The following is an 18,114-nucleotide window of genomic DNA, read 5'->3' on the forward strand; positions in this document are numbered from 1 at the left end:
GCGCTCAGATGTGTGACAGGTGTTGTTCTTTGTGGATCAAACCAGCTAGAGCAGTCAGGCAATCAGGAGAGTGACATGGAAGAAGAAGTACTGGCCTCGATCGAAGCCTCATCCGCGCGCCGCTGGACCGGGATCGGGATGCTCGCCACTGTCGGAGCGCTGGTGATCTATGTCGCGATGGCCTCGCCCCCGCAATTTGGCTGGCAGATATTTCTGATTGTAGTTGGGGGTGGTGCATTTTGGCAGGCACATCGCATGTGGCATTCGACGCAGGACAGGATTGAGCTTACTCAATCTGAATTGCGCACCGGCTCGGGGCAGGTGATCTGCAAGGTAGAAGATGTCGAGACCGTTGATCGGGGCGTATTCGCCTTCAAACCATCAAATGGCTTTATTATCAAAACCCGCACACCTGGAGCGTTTGACTGGTTTCCTGGCCTTTGGTGGCGTATCGGACGCCGTATTGGCATCGGCGGTGTGACTGCCGCCGCCGAGACCAAATTCATGTCCGAGATGATGTCCGCGATGCTTGCCCAGAAAGGTTAGGCTACGATGCAGGATGGGTCGGAATTGGCGATGTTGTCGAATACACGAGGGTGTGTGAACACAAGGTTGTTCATTTCAAATTCGCTGAATTCAAACGCGATAAAGAATGGCGGCCTATAGGTATTTCGTGTTTCAACAACGATCATCGACCCATTGTCAGGCATCGCGGGTAAGCTCGGCTTGATTTCGTCGATGTCTGCGTTTGACCATTTCGGTAAGGCCGTGCCGCGAACGCAAGACCAAAGCACATTGTGGATATCGTTCTCGCCATCAAACGTCAGGTAGGTCATTCGCATTGTTACCGGTGCACGCGTTTCAACCATTGCCTGCAACAGATCATACATGGTGTTAACATAAGCGGCATTCACATCGCCATCTTCGCGCGAAATTACGTCGGCGACTGCATAGGCACCTTTGATATTCCGCGCGCTTTGCCGATAGGCGTCATAGTAGGTGTATGATGCGAACATTGACCAGAAGAGCAACGGCAATATCAGCATCGCTTCAACCGATATGATCCCGTCTTCCCGACGCCGGAAACGACGAATAAATCTAGTGACTAAGCCCTTGCTGTAATTGCTAGTTGGTAGCATCGGCGACGTCCTCCGGTGGTTCAGTAGATCCACCTCCTGCAGGGGCGGTGGACGATCCACCAAATGGTTCATGGACAAATACGGAAATGGCGTGAAGTTCCCATTGCCCGTCGTTGTCTTGCTTCACCAGCTCGTTCATCATCGAAAGCCCGAAAGCAGGCGAAACTTCGAGACAGGCACGAATGATCATCAGTTCATTCGAGGTTCCCAACTCAAAAACAACATCTTCGGGTTTCCGGATCGTTGCCGGGGTATCGACGCAATAAGGTGTGGGGTCTAGCTGGTTGCCGACACGTGGGTTGATGGATTTCATCTCAAGCGCAAGATGTTCAGAGCAATTGGATATTAATGCGCGCTCACACACCATCTCCTTCAGCAGGGCGTGATCCCACTCAGTCTCACCGTCAGGCAAGCGATTAAGCCGAACCTCTCTTACCGTCATATCCAAGGACCGTTCGAGATCGGCGTGGTGAAAGGACAGCAATCCCAAATCCATGCCGGAGTAGGCGACATATAGGAAAAATGGGAACCAAAAGAGAGACTCTATGGTTGAGGAGGCGCCATCCTCATTGCGCCAGAACCTCAACGCCCGCTTGCGGAGAGACATGCTCATTGGGTCAACCTCAGGTTCTGGATCGAGGTGCTGATTGAATCGAATACGCGCTCGATTTGGGTGCCGCTTGCTTCATAATAACGTGCGGGCTTGATTGCGCAGTCTTTCAGCATCTGCTTGACGCCATAAGGGGCTTCGAAAGCTACCGAGAAGATAATAACCTTTTCTTTCTCGGCTTCTACGCAGAGATCTGCAACGCGGGGGTTTTTGGTCGAAGGACCGATTTCGGTTGTCGAGGCTGCTGCAAACTCATCACTGCGGGTCCAGCCATATGCGTGACGCAACATATTCCGGATTGCGTACTTTTCTGAATGCGCCCAAACATCAGGCCATTCCAGATTAACCGGATCGGAATCCGCGGCATCCCCTTCAGAATCCTCACGTGTTTGAGATCTATCCATGTCATAGCAGGTGCCATTGTAATAATCCGTACAGCGGTAGCGTATATACGTACCATTGCCATGGGCATGATCCTGAAATTTGTCCCGCGTCCAGCGTCTGTAGGAGCTATCCCGGACCGTCGTTGCGACATTTGGCCAGGCCCACTGGTCATAATCTTCATCATAGATGGAATACGTTTGTGCATCTTCATTCCAATAGATGTCAGAGGGACCATCGTTATATGGTGCGTTTACTTTGTGCTGATAAGTGTTTTCACCATCAGTCATCAACACAAGAACCTTGAGAGTATCTGAAGTGCTATTCGGGGCCGGACGTATTGCAAAAGAGTCCGGGATTTCAGAGCTATCTGCAATCTGAGCAATCAGAGGCTGAATGCTGTCGTCAAGCAGGGTCAGGCCCCATTTCAATCCGACGTCGATCGAAGTCCAGCCTTCCGCAACAAGGTTATCGATCTGGTTCTTCAAAGCATCTGGGTCATTCTGAATGACGGTCATCTCGCGTTGGTCGGTCGCCTCTTCACGACGGCAGGTAGTGCTTCCAACCACCGCATCGGTGTAGCGGTAATCGCTCGAGCCATAGTCCACAAAATGCAACGTTTGGGGAACATAGTCCCCATATCTGACGATGTTTCCGCCGTCATCTACGATGTCGTAGTAGTTGAAGTTGGTCGTTGTGAAGTCCGAGGGCTGAAAGTCGATGCAATTGGCAACTTCGTTCGCACCGATCGTGTTCATCGCATTCATCAGATAATCGGGCACCGAAACCTGTTCGGAATACGGAACGATCGAAATCGATAGTCTGCCGTCCTCTGACTTCAGGATCATTTCATCAATAAAGTCGTTTGCAGCCTTCTTTAGGTTGGTAAGCTTTGTTCCGCGCATTGAGCCCGACACGTCCAGAACCAACGAAATTTCGACGTTGCCAATGGATTCTTCGGCAACGCTGGTGGCGGTTGTGTCGATGTAATCAACGCCGCTCCATTTCATGAAGTGGGTCTCGATACTTAAATCAGCGCTGGCTGAAACCTTGCGCTTGCCCTCAAGATCAGCGATCTGCTCCACACTTCCGTCTTCATTTGTTCTGCATGTCTCGGGTTCGACCACGATATTGCTGATAATTTCCGTATTGAATCCTTCTTTGCTGATGTAGTCGTTCACGACCTCACGAGGGCAAAGTTCCTGATCCAGGTCCGCTGCAGCAAGAACCGCACGGTCAAGGGCATATTGCAGCCTTACCCTTTCCCGATCGTAGCGCATGACATCCACCGCGAATCCGGCGACGGTGAAGACCATCATAACGAGGAAAAGCGCCAGGATTGTCATCGAGCCGTCAGTCGACGATGTAAATTTTCGCAAGTGCCGGACGCACTTGTTTTCACGGCTCATATGGTCAATCAAAATCTTTAAATCATACTTGCGCATAGCGAATTCCTCTGTCGACAGGGCGCACCAATGCCAGTGGTTTGCAGCGTTAATAAATTATACAGGGATCATGGCGAGATTTAGGCGCAGCGGTCACTATGCTGCTCGTTTTTAACGAATTTCAGCTTTATTCATGCTGTTTTGGTCGCTTTTGTTTCCCGCCACGGGACAATGACGGGTCTGTGACCGGCAGACGACTCACATAGACGAGCATTTGTAGACGGTTCGCAATTTGATGAAAATAAGTGCAGTTACTGATTGCGGTAATTCTCCTGCGGTGCGACAAAACGTCATGACATATGTCATCTGCCAGCACGGAGGATTCTATGACCGGCATTAAAGAACCCAGCTTTCGCGAGAGTGTTGATCTGATGTTCAACAGAGCTGCGTCTCTGATGGATCTACCGCCCGGACTGGAAGAAAAGATACGGGTTTGTAACGCCACCTATACCGTAAGGTTCGGAGTCCGACTGCGGGGGGATATCCATACATTTACCGGATACCGCTCGGTTCATTCGGAACATATGGAGCCGGTTAAAGGTGGTATCCGCTATGCCCTTGCCGTGAATCAGGACGAGGTCGAGGCACTTGCGGCGCTGATGACATATAAATGCGCACTGGTCGAAGCGCCTTTTGGCGGCTCGAAAGGTGGGTTGTGTATCGACCCGCGCAAATACGAAGAACACGAGATGGAGCAGATTACCCGCCGTTTCGCTTATGAGTTGGCCAAGCGCGATCTGATTAACCCCTCTCAGAACGTACCTGCACCCGACATGGGAACGGGTGAGCGCGAAATGGCGTGGATGGCCGACCAATATGCGCGGATGAACACCACAGACATCAACGCCCGGGCCTGTGTGACGGGCAAGCCGCTGAATGCCGGTGGGATCGCAGGCAGGGTCGAAGCGACCGGGCGTGGAATTCAATACGCTCTGCGCGAATACTTCCGGAACCCCGAAGACGTCAAAAAGGCGGGCCTGTCAGGTAAGCTGGATGGCAAGCGCGTTATTGTGCAGGGTTTGGGTAACGTGGGGTATCACGCTGCCAAGTTCCTCAGCGAAGAAGACGGGTCGCGCGTCGTCGGCATCATCGAGTGGGACGGTGCATTATACAATCCCGACGGCATCGATGTCGAAGCGGTGCGGCAGTGGATCGTGAAGCATGGCGGTGTGAAAGATTATCCTGATGCGATCCATTCTGCCGAAGGTGGGGCAGTGCTTGAAGCCGAATGTGACATCCTGATCCCGGCTGCGCTGGAAGGGGTGATCAACTTGTCCAATGCTGATCGGATCAAAGCTCCGCTGATTATCGAGGCTGCCAATGGTCCGGTAACCGCGGGCGCGGATGAGGTTCTGCGCAAGAAGGGCACGGTAATCATTCCTGATATGTATGCAAATGCGGGCGGTGTAACGGTCTCGTATTTTGAATGGGTCAAGAACCTCAGCCATATCCGCTTTGGGCGGATGCAGCGCCGTCAGGAAGAGGCGCGGCACGAGTTGATCGTCAGCGAATTGCAACGGCTAGATAGGTATCTGGGCGATGCTTGGTCAATGTCACCGGATTTCAAAGCCAAGTATCTTAAGGGTGCAGATGAGCTGGAGCTTGTTCGCTCGGGCCTCGATGACACGATGCGCATTGCCTATCAGGCCATGAGCGAGGTTTGGCATGATCGCGCTGATGTCGATGATTTGCGCACGGCCGCCTATATCGTGGCGATCGACCGTGTCTCAAAAAGCTATCGCGCCAAAGGGCTCTGAGCAGGCGAGCAACTGAGAATTGGTAAGCGGCTGACCCTTTGGTTGGCCGCTTTTCATTTCGGTCGATGGCTGGAACATTGGTTCATGATTTTAAATGGGCGATGGAAGGTGTCGCGTCGCGCGGTTAAGCTTGTTGAAACTCAACTGATTCCGGAGCCGTGTTATGTTTCGCCCCTTGTTTGCCGTTTTTCTTCTGTCGACACCCGTGCTGGCCCAGGAGACCAAAGAAGAAAGCTGCGGATATCAGGCAGATGTGGTGCGCGCGATTCAGCAAGCGAGGCTGGATCGGGTTAAGGAAGCGGATATTGCAGAGACAATCGCGTCCACCAACCCCTCCTGGCCCGCCAATTACAATGCTGCAATCCCTCAATTGACTTCGTGGGTCTATGAGCAAAAGAAGCGCGATTTGCGCAAAAAGGATATGGGAGACATCCTTTACCAACAATGCGTCGACAACTGGGAACAGATTCAGGCCCTAAAAAACAAACTCAATAACTGACATGTCCTTGCCCCCCGGATTTCTGGATGAACTGCGTACGCGCCTCAGCCTGTCTCAGGTTGTCGGGCGAAAGGTCATGTGGGATCAGCGTAAATCCAATCAGGGCAAAGGTGATATGTGGGCTCCGTGCCCATTTCATCACGAGAAAACCGCGTCGTTCCATGTCGATGATCAAAAGGGATTCTATTACTGTTTCGGCTGCCACGCCAAAGGCGACGCGATTAGCTTTGTGAAAGAGACCGAGAATGTCTCGTTCATCGAAGCGGTTGAGATCTTGGCGCGCGAGGCTGGGATGCCGATGCCCGCACGTGATCCCAAAGCGCAGGAGAAGCAGGATAGGCGCTCGCAACTGGCCGAGGTGATGGAGCAGGCGGCGCAATTCTTCCGACTGCAACTCAAGACAGGAGCAGGGGCTGAAGCGCGTGATTACTTGAGCCGTCGAGGATTGGACGCGCAGGCGCTGGACCGGTGGGAGATCGGTTTTGCCCCCGATGGCTGGCAGGCGTTGTGGGATCATCTGCGTGGCAAGAACGTGGCTGAGGATCTCATCCTTGGTGCTGGTTTGGCCAAGCCGTCGAACAAGGGCAAGAAACCCTATGACACCTTCCGCAACCGGATCATGTATCCGATCCGCGACCCGCGCGGGCGCTGCATTGCGTTTGGCGGTCGGGCGATGGACCCGAATGACAACGCCAAGTATTTGAACTCACCCGAGACCGAACTATTCGACAAGGGCCGCAGCCTTTATAACCACGGACCCGCGCGGCAGGCCGCAGGCAAGGGGCAGCCTCTGATCGTGGCCGAAGGGTATATGGACGTGATCGCGTTGGCCGAGGCGGGTTTTGGCGCGTCGGTTGCACCGTTGGGGACGGCGATTACCGAAAACCAACTGCAATTGCTCTGGCGCATTTCCCATGAACCGATCATCGCTTTGGACGGTGATACTGCAGGCGTGCGGGCGGCGATGCGGGCTGTCGATCTGGCCTTGCCGCTGCTTGAGGCGGGCAAGTCATTGCGTTTCGCGCTGATGCCCGAAGGTAAAGATCCTGACGACTTGCTGCGTGCCGAAGGGGCAGGGGCGGTGCAGGCCGTGCTGGACGCTGCGATCCCAATGGTCAAGCTGCTATGGCAGCGCGAGACCGAAGGGAAGGTGTTCGACAGCCCTGAGCGCAAGGCGGCGTTGGATAAATCCCTGCGTGAAAAGATCAAGTTGATTCGTGACTCGTCGATACGTTCGCACTATGGACAGGAAATAAAAGACCTTCGATGGCAATTGTTTCGTCCGCAAAGGCAATCGCCAAACCGTCCGTGGCAACCGCGTGGGAAATGGCAGCCGCAACCTCAGCCTGCTTCCCCCGGCGCCCGCGCGTCCTTCTTGGCCTCGTCCGAGACCGCGGATATTCAACTGCGTGAAGCCGCCATCTTAGCAATTGCTGCACTGAATCCTCAGGTTGTAGTGCAGTTTGAGCACCAGTTGGAGGAAATGGATTGTCACGATCCTGACCACGCGGCCCTGCGCGCGGCGATCTTGCGCCATGCAATTGACGATCCCGACAACTTGCAAGATCACATCAAGCGAACTTTGGGGCCTGAACCCCTTGAAAACCTTCTGGCCCTTCGCCATGTCGCTGTAATCCCCTGTGTGAACAAACCGGGCGACGTTGAAAAGGCACAGATGACGCTGGCCGAAGAACTCGCAAAGATCAAAGCGCTCCGGGGGTTGGATGCTGAGATTGCCGAAGCGGCGGAGGAATTGTCTGATCTGGCCGATGAGGCGCTGACATATCGGCTGGCGCAGGCCGCCGAAGAGCGCAACCGCACAAGCCGCAGCCAGAACGAAGACAAGGCCGTTTTCGACATCGCCGACAATGGCGCGCGGATCAACCGTGACGAGAAAGACGCGTTTGCGGCCATCATGTCTGGCATCAATTTTGCACGGAAACGCCGATAAACTGATGTTTTCGTAAGGCACTGGAAAAGAAAAACAGGTAAACGGGTGGCCGAATCACTTCTACGCGCTAATGATTCGGCCTAAACGAATCACCCATCCCTGCAGGAGCATTGAATGGCCGCCAAGGATACGAACGAAGACCGCAAATCCGACGAGCAGGAACAGGAAATCTCGCTGGACATGAGCCAGACTCAGGTCAAGAAGATGATCGCCGAGGCCCGCGAGAAAGGTTACATCACCTACGACCAGCTCAATCAGGTGCTACCGCCTGATCAGGTCAGCTCGGAACAAATTGAAGATGTCATGTCGATGCTGTCCGAGATGGGCATCAACATCATCGAAGACGAAGAGGCCGAAGAGGAAGAGAACAAAGGTTCAACCGACTTGGTCACAACCGAAGGCCCGCGCGAGATTGCGCTGGCCGGCTCGCAGAACGAAAAGCTGGATCGTACCGACGACCCCGTGCGCATGTATCTGCGCGAGATGGGCAGCGTCGAACTGCTGAGCCGCGAGGGCGAGATTGCTATCGCCAAGCGGATCGAGGCCGGTCGCAATACGATGATCCTGGGGCTTTGTGAAAGCCCGCTGACCTTCCAGGCGATTACAATCTGGCATGATGAATTGCTGTCCGAAGACATTCTGCTGCGTGATGTCATTGATCTGGAAACCACATTCGGCAACCAGCTGGACGAAGACAGCGACGTTGAAGAGCCGGTGGTCGACACGTCAGCCGTACAGGCGGCCAAGCCCGAGAAGGACACGGGCCCCGAACTGGATGCGGATGGAAATCCGATCGCACAAGACGATGATGACGACGAAGATGAACAGGCCAATATGTCCCTCGCCGCCATGGAAGCGGCGCTGAAGGATCAGGTTCTGACCACGCTGGAACGCATCTCAACCGACTTTGCGATGTTGTCAGAGATGCAGGACAGCCGGATTTCAGCCACCTTGAACGAAGATGGCACGTTCAGTGCAAAGGACGAAGAAACCTATCAGAAGCTGCGTGCTGAAATTGTCGAGCTGGTGAATGGCCTTCACCTGCACAACAACCGGATTGAGGCGCTAATCGACCAGCTTTACGGTATCAACCGCCGTATCATGTCGCTGGACAGCGCGATGGTCAAACTCGCCGATCAGGCCCGGATCAACCGCCGTGAGTTTGTTGATGCCTATCGCGGGCGTGAGCTTGATCCGAACTGGCTGACCGAGATGGCCGAAAAGCCGGGCCGGGGCTGGCAGATGTTCATCGAACGCTCGACCGAGAAAGTCGAAGAGCTGCGCAATGATATGGCTCAGGTCGGTCAGTATATCGGTCTGGATATCTCTGAATTCCGCCGCATCGTGCAGCAGGTTCAGAAGGGTGAAAAAGAGGCGCGGCAGGCCAAGAAGGAAATGGTCGAAGCCAACCTGCGTCTGGTGATCTCGATCGCCAAAAAGTACACGAACCGTGGCCTGCAATTCCTTGATCTTATTCAGGAAGGTAACATTGGCCTGATGAAAGCCGTGGACAAGTTTGAATACCGCCGCGGTTACAAGTTCTCGACCTATGCGACTTGGTGGATTCGGCAGGCAATCACGCGATCAATCGCGGATCAGGCCCGTACAATTCGTATCCCGGTCCATATGATCGAGACGATCAATAAGCTGGTTCGGACAGGTCGCCAGATGTTGCACGAAATCGGCCGCGAACCCACGCCGGAAGAACTGGCCGAAAAGCTGCAGATGCCGCTTGAGAAAGTTCGCAAGGTGATGAAGATCGCCAAAGAACCGATTTCGCTGGAAACGCCGATTGGCGACGAAGAAGACAGCCAACTGGGCGATTTCATCGAGGACAAGAATGCCGTGCTGCCACTGGACAGTGCCATTCAGGAGAACCTCAAGGAAACGACCACGCGAGTTCTGGCCTCGCTCACTCCGCGTGAGGAACGGGTTCTGCGGATGCGTTTCGGTATCGGCATGAACACCGACCACACGCTGGAAGAGGTCGGCCAGCAATTCAGCGTGACCCGTGAACGTATTCGTCAGATCGAAGCGAAGGCACTGCGAAAACTGAAGCATCCCAGCCGCTCACGGAAACTGCGGTCTTTCTTGGATCAATAAGTCAAAGGCGCCACAGGGCGCCTTTTTTTTGCCCAGATCACGATGTCTGAACTTCAATTCAATCTGGCGAGAACTCACAAGGCTTGTTTCGCCGCAGCCTCTATATCGCCGGTGTCCACTCATGGACAGGCCGGGGCGAGGTGGCAACGCTAATGACCCCCGGCTACTTTCAGCTGCGAGAGATCGGATGAGAAACACGCTTGCGAAACGCGGTGGGTGCCTGACCCGTCCAGCGTTTGAAGGCTGTAGAAAACGCAGCCTGATCTGAATAGCCCAAAGCGTACGAGATTTCAGACAGATGCATGCCATTCTTGATAAAGGTCTGCGCCAGATCACACCGCAAATCTTCCACGATCTCGCGGTATGATGTGCCTTCGTCAGCCAAACGGCGGGCAAGGGTGCGGGAACTTAAACCAAGCTGCAGGGCCGCTTCTTCCGCCAGTACGATCCCGCCGGGCATTGACCGGGTGATCAATCCTTCGACCTGTGCGCGGGTTTGTTGTTTTGGCGAACGTCTTTCGGAAAGCAGGCGTTCACCATATTCCAACAGATGCGCGCGCAAACTGGGATCATAAGTCGGGATCGGTGTTTCGAGCGTGGGCAATGACAGAATAACCTCTAGCCGTTCTGCGCCGAACGTGACTGGAAAGCCTCCGATCTTTTCGAAAGCATCTGCGCGTTGCCCCACATCGTGCTGAAACCGTATTTCGATCGGGTAAAGCTGTACCTGCGTCAAAGCCCGCATCCGCGCGATGCTTGCGAACAAAAGAAACTCGGTTCGGCGGTGATATCGCGAAAAACTTGGGTCTTTCCAATCGGCTTCCAGTGAGGCGGAATTCCCTGATACGCGCAAGCTGAACGCCAAGGCAGGATCGATGATGCCATGAAACCGCGTGGAGTTTTCCAACACCTGTTTCAGATCCCGGGAATACTTGCTGATATAAGCCGTCACGCTCGAGGATGAGCTGAACTCTAACCCCGCACGGGCACCAAATGTGATGTCGTCAAGCGCATCGCATGCATGGCGGACGAACAACGCTTCTTTGTGGGCGCTGTACAATGTGGCGGGCGGTGCAACATCGAGGTGGGTCAACGCGCTGTTTTCCAGAACCTGATCGACCACAGATAAGCTAGCGCGCTGCTCAAGGGTGCGTATCAGCAGTTGAATGCGTGAAATATCAACGTCCATAACTTTGTCCGGAACTCGCCCTTATAATCTGACTAAGATAGCGGAAATGCACGGCATCGCGCCAGTCTCTGTCCCAATCTCGTGCGGCTTGTCGGCAATTCGAAAGGTTTTGACCGAAATCGCCAAGACTATGCCGAGGTCAGCGCATAAGTGACCATCGTTGTCGGGTCAGTGCCTATTGGGGATAAGGCCGAGCCCAAGCGGGCGGTCCACCAAGCCGTTTCAATGGGTTCCCCGACACACCTTCCTTCTGTCTGCCGGTCGGTCATGTCGCATTGCTGCACGCAGCGCGCCATGACAGCATCTTTTTGAAATAACTGGTGCTTGGAAAATCTGTGCCTGACATACCGGACATTGAAACAGATCTGATCGTCTTTGATGGCGAATGCGTTTTGTGTTCGGGGTTTTTCCAGTTCATGTTGCGACATGATCGGGGCCAGAGGTTCAGTTTTGCGACCGCTCAATCGCCGCCGGGACAATTACTTTATTCTCGGCTGAATCTCCCGACCGATGAATTTGAAACCAACCTAGTCATCATCGATGGCAAAGTTCATCAAAGACTGGATGCCTATGCGGCCGCAATGCGCGTGTTGCCGGGCGCGTGGCCGGTGCTGTCACTATGTCGATTCTTGCCAGAGTTTGTGAAAAATCCGCTATATCACGCCATTGCCCGCAATCGGTATGCATTGTTTGGACGTTACGAAACCTGTTTGGTTCCCGATCCGGCCCTCCGATCGCGGTTTGTGTCCGATGGATTCTGAGCATGATCCGTTCCTGCAAGCCCTCGACATGGGCGAGACGCTGCCAAGCGCGATCCGCGCGCTGCATATTGGTGAGGGGCGTTATTCGGGTCGATGCAGCATAACCCGGGGCAAAGGACTGTTGGTCGCCCTGGCTTTGCGCATTGGACAGTTCCCGCCAGAAGGCGATGACCTGAAGGTGACCCTGAACATCCGGCGGGTCGACGGGGAATGGTGTTGGGATCGAAGCTTTGCGGGGCATCAGACACGCTCTCGCATCAGCTTTGACCAGAAGTCCGGTTGCGTGCGCGAAAGGATAGGGGGGCTCACGATCTGGTTGCGCCCGATGCGCACCGAAATCGGGCTGCAGATCGCAATACATCGCCTCAGCCTTTACGGAATACCTTGCCCCGACTTCCTGCTCCCACGTTCGGCGTCGACCGAAGCCGAAGATGCGCATGGGCGCTTCAGCTTCGACATCTCGGCCCGTGCGCTGGGTCTGGGCTTGCTGATCCGTTATCGGGGGTGGCTTACGCCAGATCACGAAGGGCAAGGGTTGGCCTGAAATGATCGTGAGGCTCACTGTTTGGATTGATGAGGTGCACTAAACTATGTTTCAGGTAGAAACAGGAAGGCGATTGAGATGAAACAGCCATTATCAGCCGTGTTGAGCGTGCTGCTTATGCTTGGATCTGCGTCCGCGACCAGCGCTGCGCCGAACGGATATCAAACCGAAGCGATTAGCAGCACAGAGTTCGAAGTCATTCCAAGGGCGCGAAAGGACGTTGATGGCTATTGGTGTGCTGCCGCTGATTTCGCCCGCCGGTCCTTGGGGGCGGGATGGCAGCAGCGTATCTATGTCTTGCGCGGCTACGGACCAAGCGTGACGACCGGGCGGAGGACAGCGGTCCAATTTACGCTCAAAGCACCTGCAAATACCGACCAGCAAAGCAGCATTTCGGTTGGGTTCAAAGCGGGGGAAAGCATGTCGGTGCAAGGTGCGAATGGTCGGTGCAGCCGTCGCATCAGATTCAACTGACCTCTTGTGCAGATCGAATTTACCATCCAGACACAGGGGGCGGGGCTCTACGAGTTCACCGCCCCTGTGCGTGCGTGGCTTAGGCCTGTCTCGGACGGCTTGTTGACTCTGTTTGTGCGGCACACCTCGTGCTCTTTGCTTATTCAGGAAAATGCCGACCCCGAAGTTCAGACAGATCTACGCGCTTTTTTTGACCGTCTTGTGCCGCCGTCAGATCATCCTTCAATGGCTTACCTGCGCCATACATATGAGGGGCCAGACGACATGCCGGCCCACATCAAGGCTGCAATAATGCCTGTTTCGTTGACGATACCAGTGACCGGCGGGAAGCCTGTGCTGGGCACGTGGCAAGGGATTTACCTGTTTGAACACCGCGATGCACCGCATACAAGAAAGGTCGCGGCGCACTTTTCGTGACGCTTTATATTGGGGTGCAAATTTCCGGCTACCCAAATCCTAGCGGCTACCCTATAGTTGTGGATAAGTAAGCCGCAGCGCTTACAAAAAGAGGCCGAACTAGGGACGAGGAGACGGTGGATGCGCTGCCCGTTTTGCGGAAATATCGATACTCAGGTCAAGGATTCACGTCCGGCGGAGGATCACGTCGCGATCCGCAGGCGCCGGTTTTGTCCAGCCTGTGGGGGACGGTTCACAACGTATGAACGTGTACAACTGCGCGATCTGGTGGTGATCAAGACCAACGGCAAACGAGAAGACTTTGATCGCGACAAGCTTGAGCGTTCGATCCGTATTTCGATGCAAAAGCGCCCTATCGATCCAGAGCGGATTGACCAAATGATCTCGGGCATCGTGCGTCGTCTGGAAAGCATGGGGGAGACCGATATCCCTTCGAACAAAATCGGTGAAATCGTCATGGAAGCGCTGGCCCGGATTGATACGGTCGCATATGTTCGCTTTGCGAGTGTGTACAAGAATTTCCAGGCGGCCGATGATTTCGAGGAATTCGTCCACGAGTTGCGACCGCCGCAGCCTACAACGGACGAGTGAGCGAAACAGATAAGCGATTTATGGCGCTGGCCCTGTCACTGGGGCGGCGCGGCCAAGGGATGTGCTGGCCGAACCCGTCAGTCGGGTGCGTGGTTGTGCGTGATGGCCGCATCGTCGGGCGCGGCTGGACTCAACCAGGCGGACGCCCCCACGCCGAAACCGAAGCGCTGGCGCAAGCGGGTGCCGCTGCCAGGGGCGCTACTGCCTATGTGTCGTTAGAACCCTGTTCGCACCATGGCAAGACGCCACCCTGCGCTGAAGCGTTGATCGCAACCGGAGTTGCCCGTGTGGTGTCGGCCATCGAAGACAGCGACCCGCGCGTTTCCGGGCAAGGGTTCGGCATGCTGCGCGAGGCCGGGATTGAGGTCACCACCGGCGTATTGGCAGCGCACGCGGCACGCGATCACGCGGGATTTTTTCTGAAAACCGAACAGGGCCGCCCGTTTGTGACCCTGAAACTCGCCAGCAGCTTCGATGGTCGTATTGCTACCGAAACCGGACACAGTCAGTGGATCACAGGGCCTATGGCTCGCCGGGCAGTACACGCGATGCGCGCACGCCATGATGCGGTCATGGTCGGGGCCGGGACGGCGCGGGCCGATGATCCCTCGCTGACGGTTCGTGATCTGGGTGTGCAGCATCAGCCAGTACGCGTTGTGGTGTCTCGACACCTGGACCTGCCGTTGCTGGGGCATCTTGCACGTACAGCGTCTGAAATACCGGTCTGGCTCTGCCACGGTCCGCACCCTGACCCTGAGCGCGCCCGTGCTTGGGAAGGTCTGGGCGCCGTTTTGATCCCTTGCGCGCTAGACGGTCACCACATCGACGCGACCGATCTGTTGCAACAGCTCGGGCAGGCAGGTTTGACGCGCGTTTTTTGTGAAGGCGGATCAGCTTTGGCGGCGTCTTTGTTAAAGGGTGATCTGGTGGATGAACTGGTTGGTTTCACAGCCGGGCTGACGATCGGTGCCGAAGGCCTTCCGGCGATTGGCGCGCTGGGGCTTGATACGCTGGGCACAGCCCCACGTTTTGATCTGATCGAAACGCAGGCCATTGGCGGTGATATCCTTCACCGCTGGGGTCGGGTTACGCACTAGCGCTCAGCGCCACCAACGCACATGCGTTGCAAGGGTGCCCTGCAGTTTGGATAGAATGCGGATTCCCAGCCCTGTAGGGGCTGGTGCGCCCTGCGCAAGCCGTTCGACGGCGATCTCGACAGGGCAGGCCTGCCCTGTCACGGGGTCGAAGTATCGCGGATAGTCAATCAGGCTTGCGTGCACCAAGCCCATCAGCGAGGGCCGCGCGCCACGTCGTGCCGGGACTGCCCCCAGATCGGTGGTCAAGCCCCATCCCGCATAAAACGGCGCGCCAAGAGTAGTGACGCGAACACCACGCAGCAAAGCCTCGAACCCAAGCAGCGAGGTCATCGTCCACACCTCTTCGACATGTGTCAGAAGGGCGGCAGGATCGGTGCCTTCGACAACTATGTCGGCCAAATCGGTTTCGATGCGGCCATCGCGCAATCCGGCTTCGACATCTGGATGTGGTTTGTAAATCAGAATCGCGCCGGGGTTGGCCGTACGTGCTGCGCTTAGCAGGTCGAGATTGGTGCGGACGCTGCTCGTCCCCAGTCGGATCGAGGCGTCATCTTCGACCTGACCCGGCACCAGAATACGATGGCCAGATGGCAGGCCCGGGGCCGAGCGGCCGATATTGTACTTGCTCAGCCCATCGGCACACAATCTGGCTGTCAGCCGTTCCGCGCGGAGGATTTGGTCTGGGCGCAAGGTCTCGCGCTTGGTTATCCATTCTTCCAATCGGCTGGGATGTGTCGGGTCGTAATAGATGCCAATATCATCGGTCACTAAAGAAAGCGGTGGAACCAGTTCCGCGCCCAACCCGCGTGAACGCAGAAAGCCATCCTCAACCCGGGTTGCATTCAAGGTATCGCCAGCATGGCTGGCCCAGACCATATGAGGTTGCGATGGATCTTTTGGCTGCTCGGCCACAAAGCGCAGTTTACCGTGTTGCCCGAACATGCGCTGCAGGTGGCGGCGCTTCCACACCCGCATCCCTGATGCGGTCCAGCCGTTGTGATCCTGCCGCCATGCGCGGGTTTGCGCCCCAAACGCATCAAGCACCGTTTCCAGTTCGCATAACCGGTCATGATAGGGATCGTACCAGTGTGGGTATAAAATCATCGCCGCCGCAAAAAGCTGAGTCCGCGTAAGGTTGCGTTGGCGACGGGGAAGGGGGTCATCGTCCTGTGTCAGTCCCCAACCGGCATAGAATGGTTGCCCGAACACGCGGGGTCTGTGCCCGGCTAGAATAGCCTCGAACCCCAGTTGCGAGGACAGGGTGTAGACACCGATGGCACCTTCAAGCAGCAACCACGGACTGATGGGGCTATCCAGAAGGGATACGCGATCATTCACATCTTGGTCAGAGAAGTATCCCTTTCGATGGCCAGCCGCAGTTTCGGGATGGCTTTTGATGATGATGCGTGCACCGGGGTTTTCCTCTTGGGCGATGACCAGCATCTCGCGAAATCGTGCATAATCACCCTTGCTTGCAGTGACAGCCGCATCCCCTTGTGTCTGATCAATGACCAGAACGTAACCGGGATCAGGAGGTGGCAAATCAAGGTCAAAGGCCGAGTATTTGCTCAGGTGCATTTCGCGCATGCGCTCTATCGCGCCACGTGCCCGGTTCAGCAAGGCCGTATCATCCAACGGGTGTGTGGCCAGCAGGGTTTCCAGATCCGACGCAGGGCTTGGATCGAAATGCAAGCCAGATCGATCCAGCAGCAAACCCAGTGGGGCCTCACCGATACGTCCGGGGTGCAACGACCTTAGGAAAGCATCCTCGACCCTCAATACAGGGACATTGCGTTTCTGCGCGATGTCCAAGCCGCGATGCGCCGTCGGGCTGTTGCCCCAGACCCCAACCAGATTATCGGATTGGGGCAGACCAAGCCGAATGTCATACCCGGCCAGAGACAATATGCGGCGCACCCGTCGCTGCGTCAGGAAGCCACCGTTGTAAACAAAAAGCCGGGAGCGGTCGCCCCCGGCCGTGTTCTCAGATTCAGGGAAAACCATCAGTTACCCGTAAGCGTCGCCACATTCGCAAATGGCGTCAGACCTCCTGCAATCAGCGAGACGGATTTGCTCCACTGTGCGTATGGGGCCTCGGTCACATAAATCGTGTCATCGTCGCGGATCACGAAATCGCGCGCGACAAACAGGCCGTTGGGTGCAGTCAGGTTCAGCAGATAGATCATCCGCTGTTCACCTTTCAACTCTGGGCGCCCCATCACGTTGCGCGCGATGCTTTCCCGCTCATCACGCAGAATGAAAATTCCGGTCGGGTCCGAGGACAGAGATTGCAGGCCGCCGACCTGAGCCAGAGCCTCAAGCGCCGACAAGTCCTGACTTTCGAATGCGACACGGGATTGCCCGCCGGTCGAACCAAGCGCGATGTATGAGCGGCTATCCTGTTCAACCAGAATGCGGTCGCCGCCACGCAGCGCGATATCGGTTTCCGGCTTACGGAATAGATCGTTGTACCAGATCGTTCCCTTTTGTTTGCCGCGGATCACCGTGACCAGCGCGATATCCGACGCAACTGCCACGCCACCCGCTTGCGCAAGCATGGTCGACAATGTGCCTGTCGGGCGTTCAATCGGGTAAATCCCCGGCGCGCCGATGGTTCCCGTCAAAGAAACCGTCGATCCATCGCCCGGTGTGCGGGTGACCTGAACCTGAGGGTCAGGGGTCTGTTCTTCCAGTTTGGCGGAAATCAGTGTGCGCAGTTGTTCCGGTGTGTTGCCTGCTGCGCGCAGCCGTCCTGCGTAGGGCACGAATATATATCCGTCGCTGTCGACCTGCATCTGTTCCAGAACGGTCGCCCCGCCAACTTCGGAGGTCAGTAAGCCATCTTCGACGTTTTCCCAGACGCTTAAAGTTAGAACATCGCCGGGTCGCACGGTATCAGACGCGACGCTTTGCGCACTTCGGAAAGATTGTGAAAAACCGTATTGCGGAGTTGCCGATGTGGCCCGGGCGACGCGATCGTCGACCTCGACAACAAAGGCATTACCCCCGTTCTCGACTGAACCGGCCAGAATTTCGGATTTGTTCGGTCCGGACTTGGGAAGCTGACATGCTGCCAGCAGGCCAAGGGCCGCCACAAGGGAAACCCCCCGTATCCATCGGGTAGGAAAGCACTGCACTGCCGATTTACCTCAGTCG

The 18,114-nt window shown here is 55.7% G+C and carries 17 protein-coding genes; 11 read left to right on the top strand and 6 right to left on the bottom strand.

Translation table 11 applies throughout. The features are described from left to right. The first annotated feature begins 75 nt into the window (after positions 1-75). Positions 76-546: a hypothetical protein gene (locus Q1B46_RS02650; RefSeq protein ID WP_299944441.1), complete on the top strand. Its 471-nt coding sequence runs from the start codon at positions 76-78 to the stop codon at positions 544-546. Here Q1B46_RS02650 and Q1B46_RS02655 read toward each other — a convergent pair. The 3 genes from Q1B46_RS02655 to Q1B46_RS02665 are packed head-to-tail and all read right to left on the bottom strand — an operon-like array spanning position 543 to position 3,476. Beyond that, the gene (locus Q1B46_RS02655; protein WP_299944443.1) at positions 543-1,139 is read right to left on the bottom strand and encodes a hypothetical protein; all 597 of its coding nucleotides are present in this window, start codon (positions 1,137-1,139) and stop codon (positions 543-545) included. The two genes, Q1B46_RS02650 and Q1B46_RS02655, sit on opposite strands and share 4 nt — an antisense overlap. Continuing rightward, positions 1,126-1,752 (bottom strand): hypothetical protein, encoded by a 627-nt coding sequence (locus Q1B46_RS02660; protein WP_299944445.1) that lies wholly within the window; start codon positions 1,750-1,752, stop codon positions 1,126-1,128. Before Q1B46_RS02660 ends, Q1B46_RS02655 begins: the two co-directional genes overlap by 14 nt. Further along, entirely contained in the window at positions 1,749-3,476 is a 1,728-nt protein-coding gene (locus Q1B46_RS02665; protein ID WP_299944447.1) for a pilus assembly protein TadG-related protein, read from the bottom strand. The genes Q1B46_RS02660 and Q1B46_RS02665 overlap by 4 nt, the downstream gene beginning before the upstream one ends. A 425-nt stretch (positions 3,477-3,901) precedes the next feature. On the opposite strand from Q1B46_RS02665, the gene Q1B46_RS02670 reads away from it, so the two are divergent. From Q1B46_RS02670 to rpoD, 4 genes are all read left to right on the top strand, one after another. Further along, positions 3,902-5,332: a Glu/Leu/Phe/Val dehydrogenase gene (locus Q1B46_RS02670; RefSeq protein WP_299944449.1), complete on the top strand. Its 1,431-nt coding sequence runs from the start codon at positions 3,902-3,904 to the stop codon at positions 5,330-5,332. 163 nt (positions 5,333-5,495) lie between these two features. Further along, a complete protein-coding gene (locus Q1B46_RS02675) occupies positions 5,496-5,831 on the top strand; it encodes a hypothetical protein (protein ID WP_299944451.1) in 336 nt (111 codons plus the stop codon). A gap of 1 nt (position 5,832) precedes the next feature. Beyond that, a complete protein-coding gene (dnaG, locus tag Q1B46_RS02680; protein ID WP_299944453.1) occupies positions 5,833-7,782 on the top strand; it encodes a DNA primase in 1,950 nt (649 codons plus the stop codon). Positions 7,783-7,896: 114 nt separating this feature from the next. Next, a complete protein-coding gene (gene rpoD, locus Q1B46_RS02685) occupies positions 7,897-9,885 on the top strand; it encodes an RNA polymerase sigma factor RpoD (RefSeq protein ID WP_299659667.1) in 1,989 nt (662 codons plus the stop codon). Positions 9,886-10,054: 169 nt separating this feature from the next. On the opposite strand, the gene Q1B46_RS02690 is transcribed toward rpoD, so the two are convergent. Beyond that, a complete protein-coding gene (locus tag Q1B46_RS02690) occupies positions 10,055-11,074 on the bottom strand; it encodes an AraC family transcriptional regulator (RefSeq protein ID WP_299944455.1) in 1,020 nt (339 codons plus the stop codon). Positions 11,075-11,490: 416 nt separating this feature from the next. Between Q1B46_RS02690 and Q1B46_RS02695 the strand changes: the two genes are divergently transcribed. From Q1B46_RS02695 to ribD, 6 genes are all read left to right on the top strand, one after another. Further along, positions 11,491-11,835, top strand: a complete 345-nt coding sequence (locus Q1B46_RS02695; protein ID WP_299944457.1) for a DCC1-like thiol-disulfide oxidoreductase family protein — start codon at positions 11,491-11,493, stop codon at positions 11,833-11,835. Next, positions 11,825-12,379, top strand: coding sequence for a DUF4166 domain-containing protein (locus Q1B46_RS02700; RefSeq protein WP_299944459.1), 555 nt, complete (start codon positions 11,825-11,827; stop codon positions 12,377-12,379). The genes Q1B46_RS02695 and Q1B46_RS02700 overlap by 11 nt, the downstream gene beginning before the upstream one ends. Positions 12,380-12,457: 78 nt before the next feature. Next, the gene (locus Q1B46_RS02705) at positions 12,458-12,853 is read left to right on the top strand and encodes a hypothetical protein (protein ID WP_299944461.1); all 396 of its coding nucleotides are present in this window, start codon (positions 12,458-12,460) and stop codon (positions 12,851-12,853) included. A 6-nt stretch (positions 12,854-12,859) separates the two neighbouring features. Next, positions 12,860-13,270, top strand: a complete 411-nt coding sequence (locus tag Q1B46_RS02710; RefSeq protein ID WP_299944463.1) for a secondary thiamine-phosphate synthase enzyme YjbQ — start codon at positions 12,860-12,862, stop codon at positions 13,268-13,270. Between the two features lie 120 nt (positions 13,271-13,390). Then, the gene (nrdR, locus tag Q1B46_RS02715) at positions 13,391-13,861 is read left to right on the top strand and encodes a transcriptional regulator NrdR (protein ID WP_298381205.1); all 471 of its coding nucleotides are present in this window, start codon (positions 13,391-13,393) and stop codon (positions 13,859-13,861) included. Next, entirely contained in the window at positions 13,858-14,958 is a 1,101-nt protein-coding gene (gene ribD, locus Q1B46_RS02720; protein WP_299944466.1) for a bifunctional diaminohydroxyphosphoribosylaminopyrimidine deaminase/5-amino-6-(5-phosphoribosylamino)uracil reductase RibD, read from the top strand. Before nrdR ends, ribD begins: the two co-directional genes overlap by 4 nt. 3 nt (positions 14,959-14,961) lie before the next feature. On the opposite strand, the gene Q1B46_RS02725 is transcribed toward ribD, so the two are convergent. Together Q1B46_RS02725 and Q1B46_RS02730 are read right to left on the bottom strand one after the other, a co-directional pair. Beyond that, the gene (locus Q1B46_RS02725) at positions 14,962-16,962 is read right to left on the bottom strand and encodes a capsular polysaccharide biosynthesis protein (protein ID WP_299944468.1); all 2,001 of its coding nucleotides are present in this window, start codon (positions 16,960-16,962) and stop codon (positions 14,962-14,964) included. After that, positions 16,962-18,053 (bottom strand): polysaccharide biosynthesis/export family protein, encoded by a 1,092-nt coding sequence (locus Q1B46_RS02730; RefSeq protein ID WP_299944470.1) that lies wholly within the window; start codon positions 18,051-18,053, stop codon positions 16,962-16,964. Before Q1B46_RS02730 ends, Q1B46_RS02725 begins: the two co-directional genes overlap by 1 nt. Positions 18,054-18,114 lie beyond the last annotated feature (61 nt).

Source organism: uncultured Ruegeria sp. (assembly GCF_947500045.1).
Taxonomy (GTDB): domain Bacteria; phylum Pseudomonadota; class Alphaproteobacteria; order Rhodobacterales; family Rhodobacteraceae; genus Ruegeria.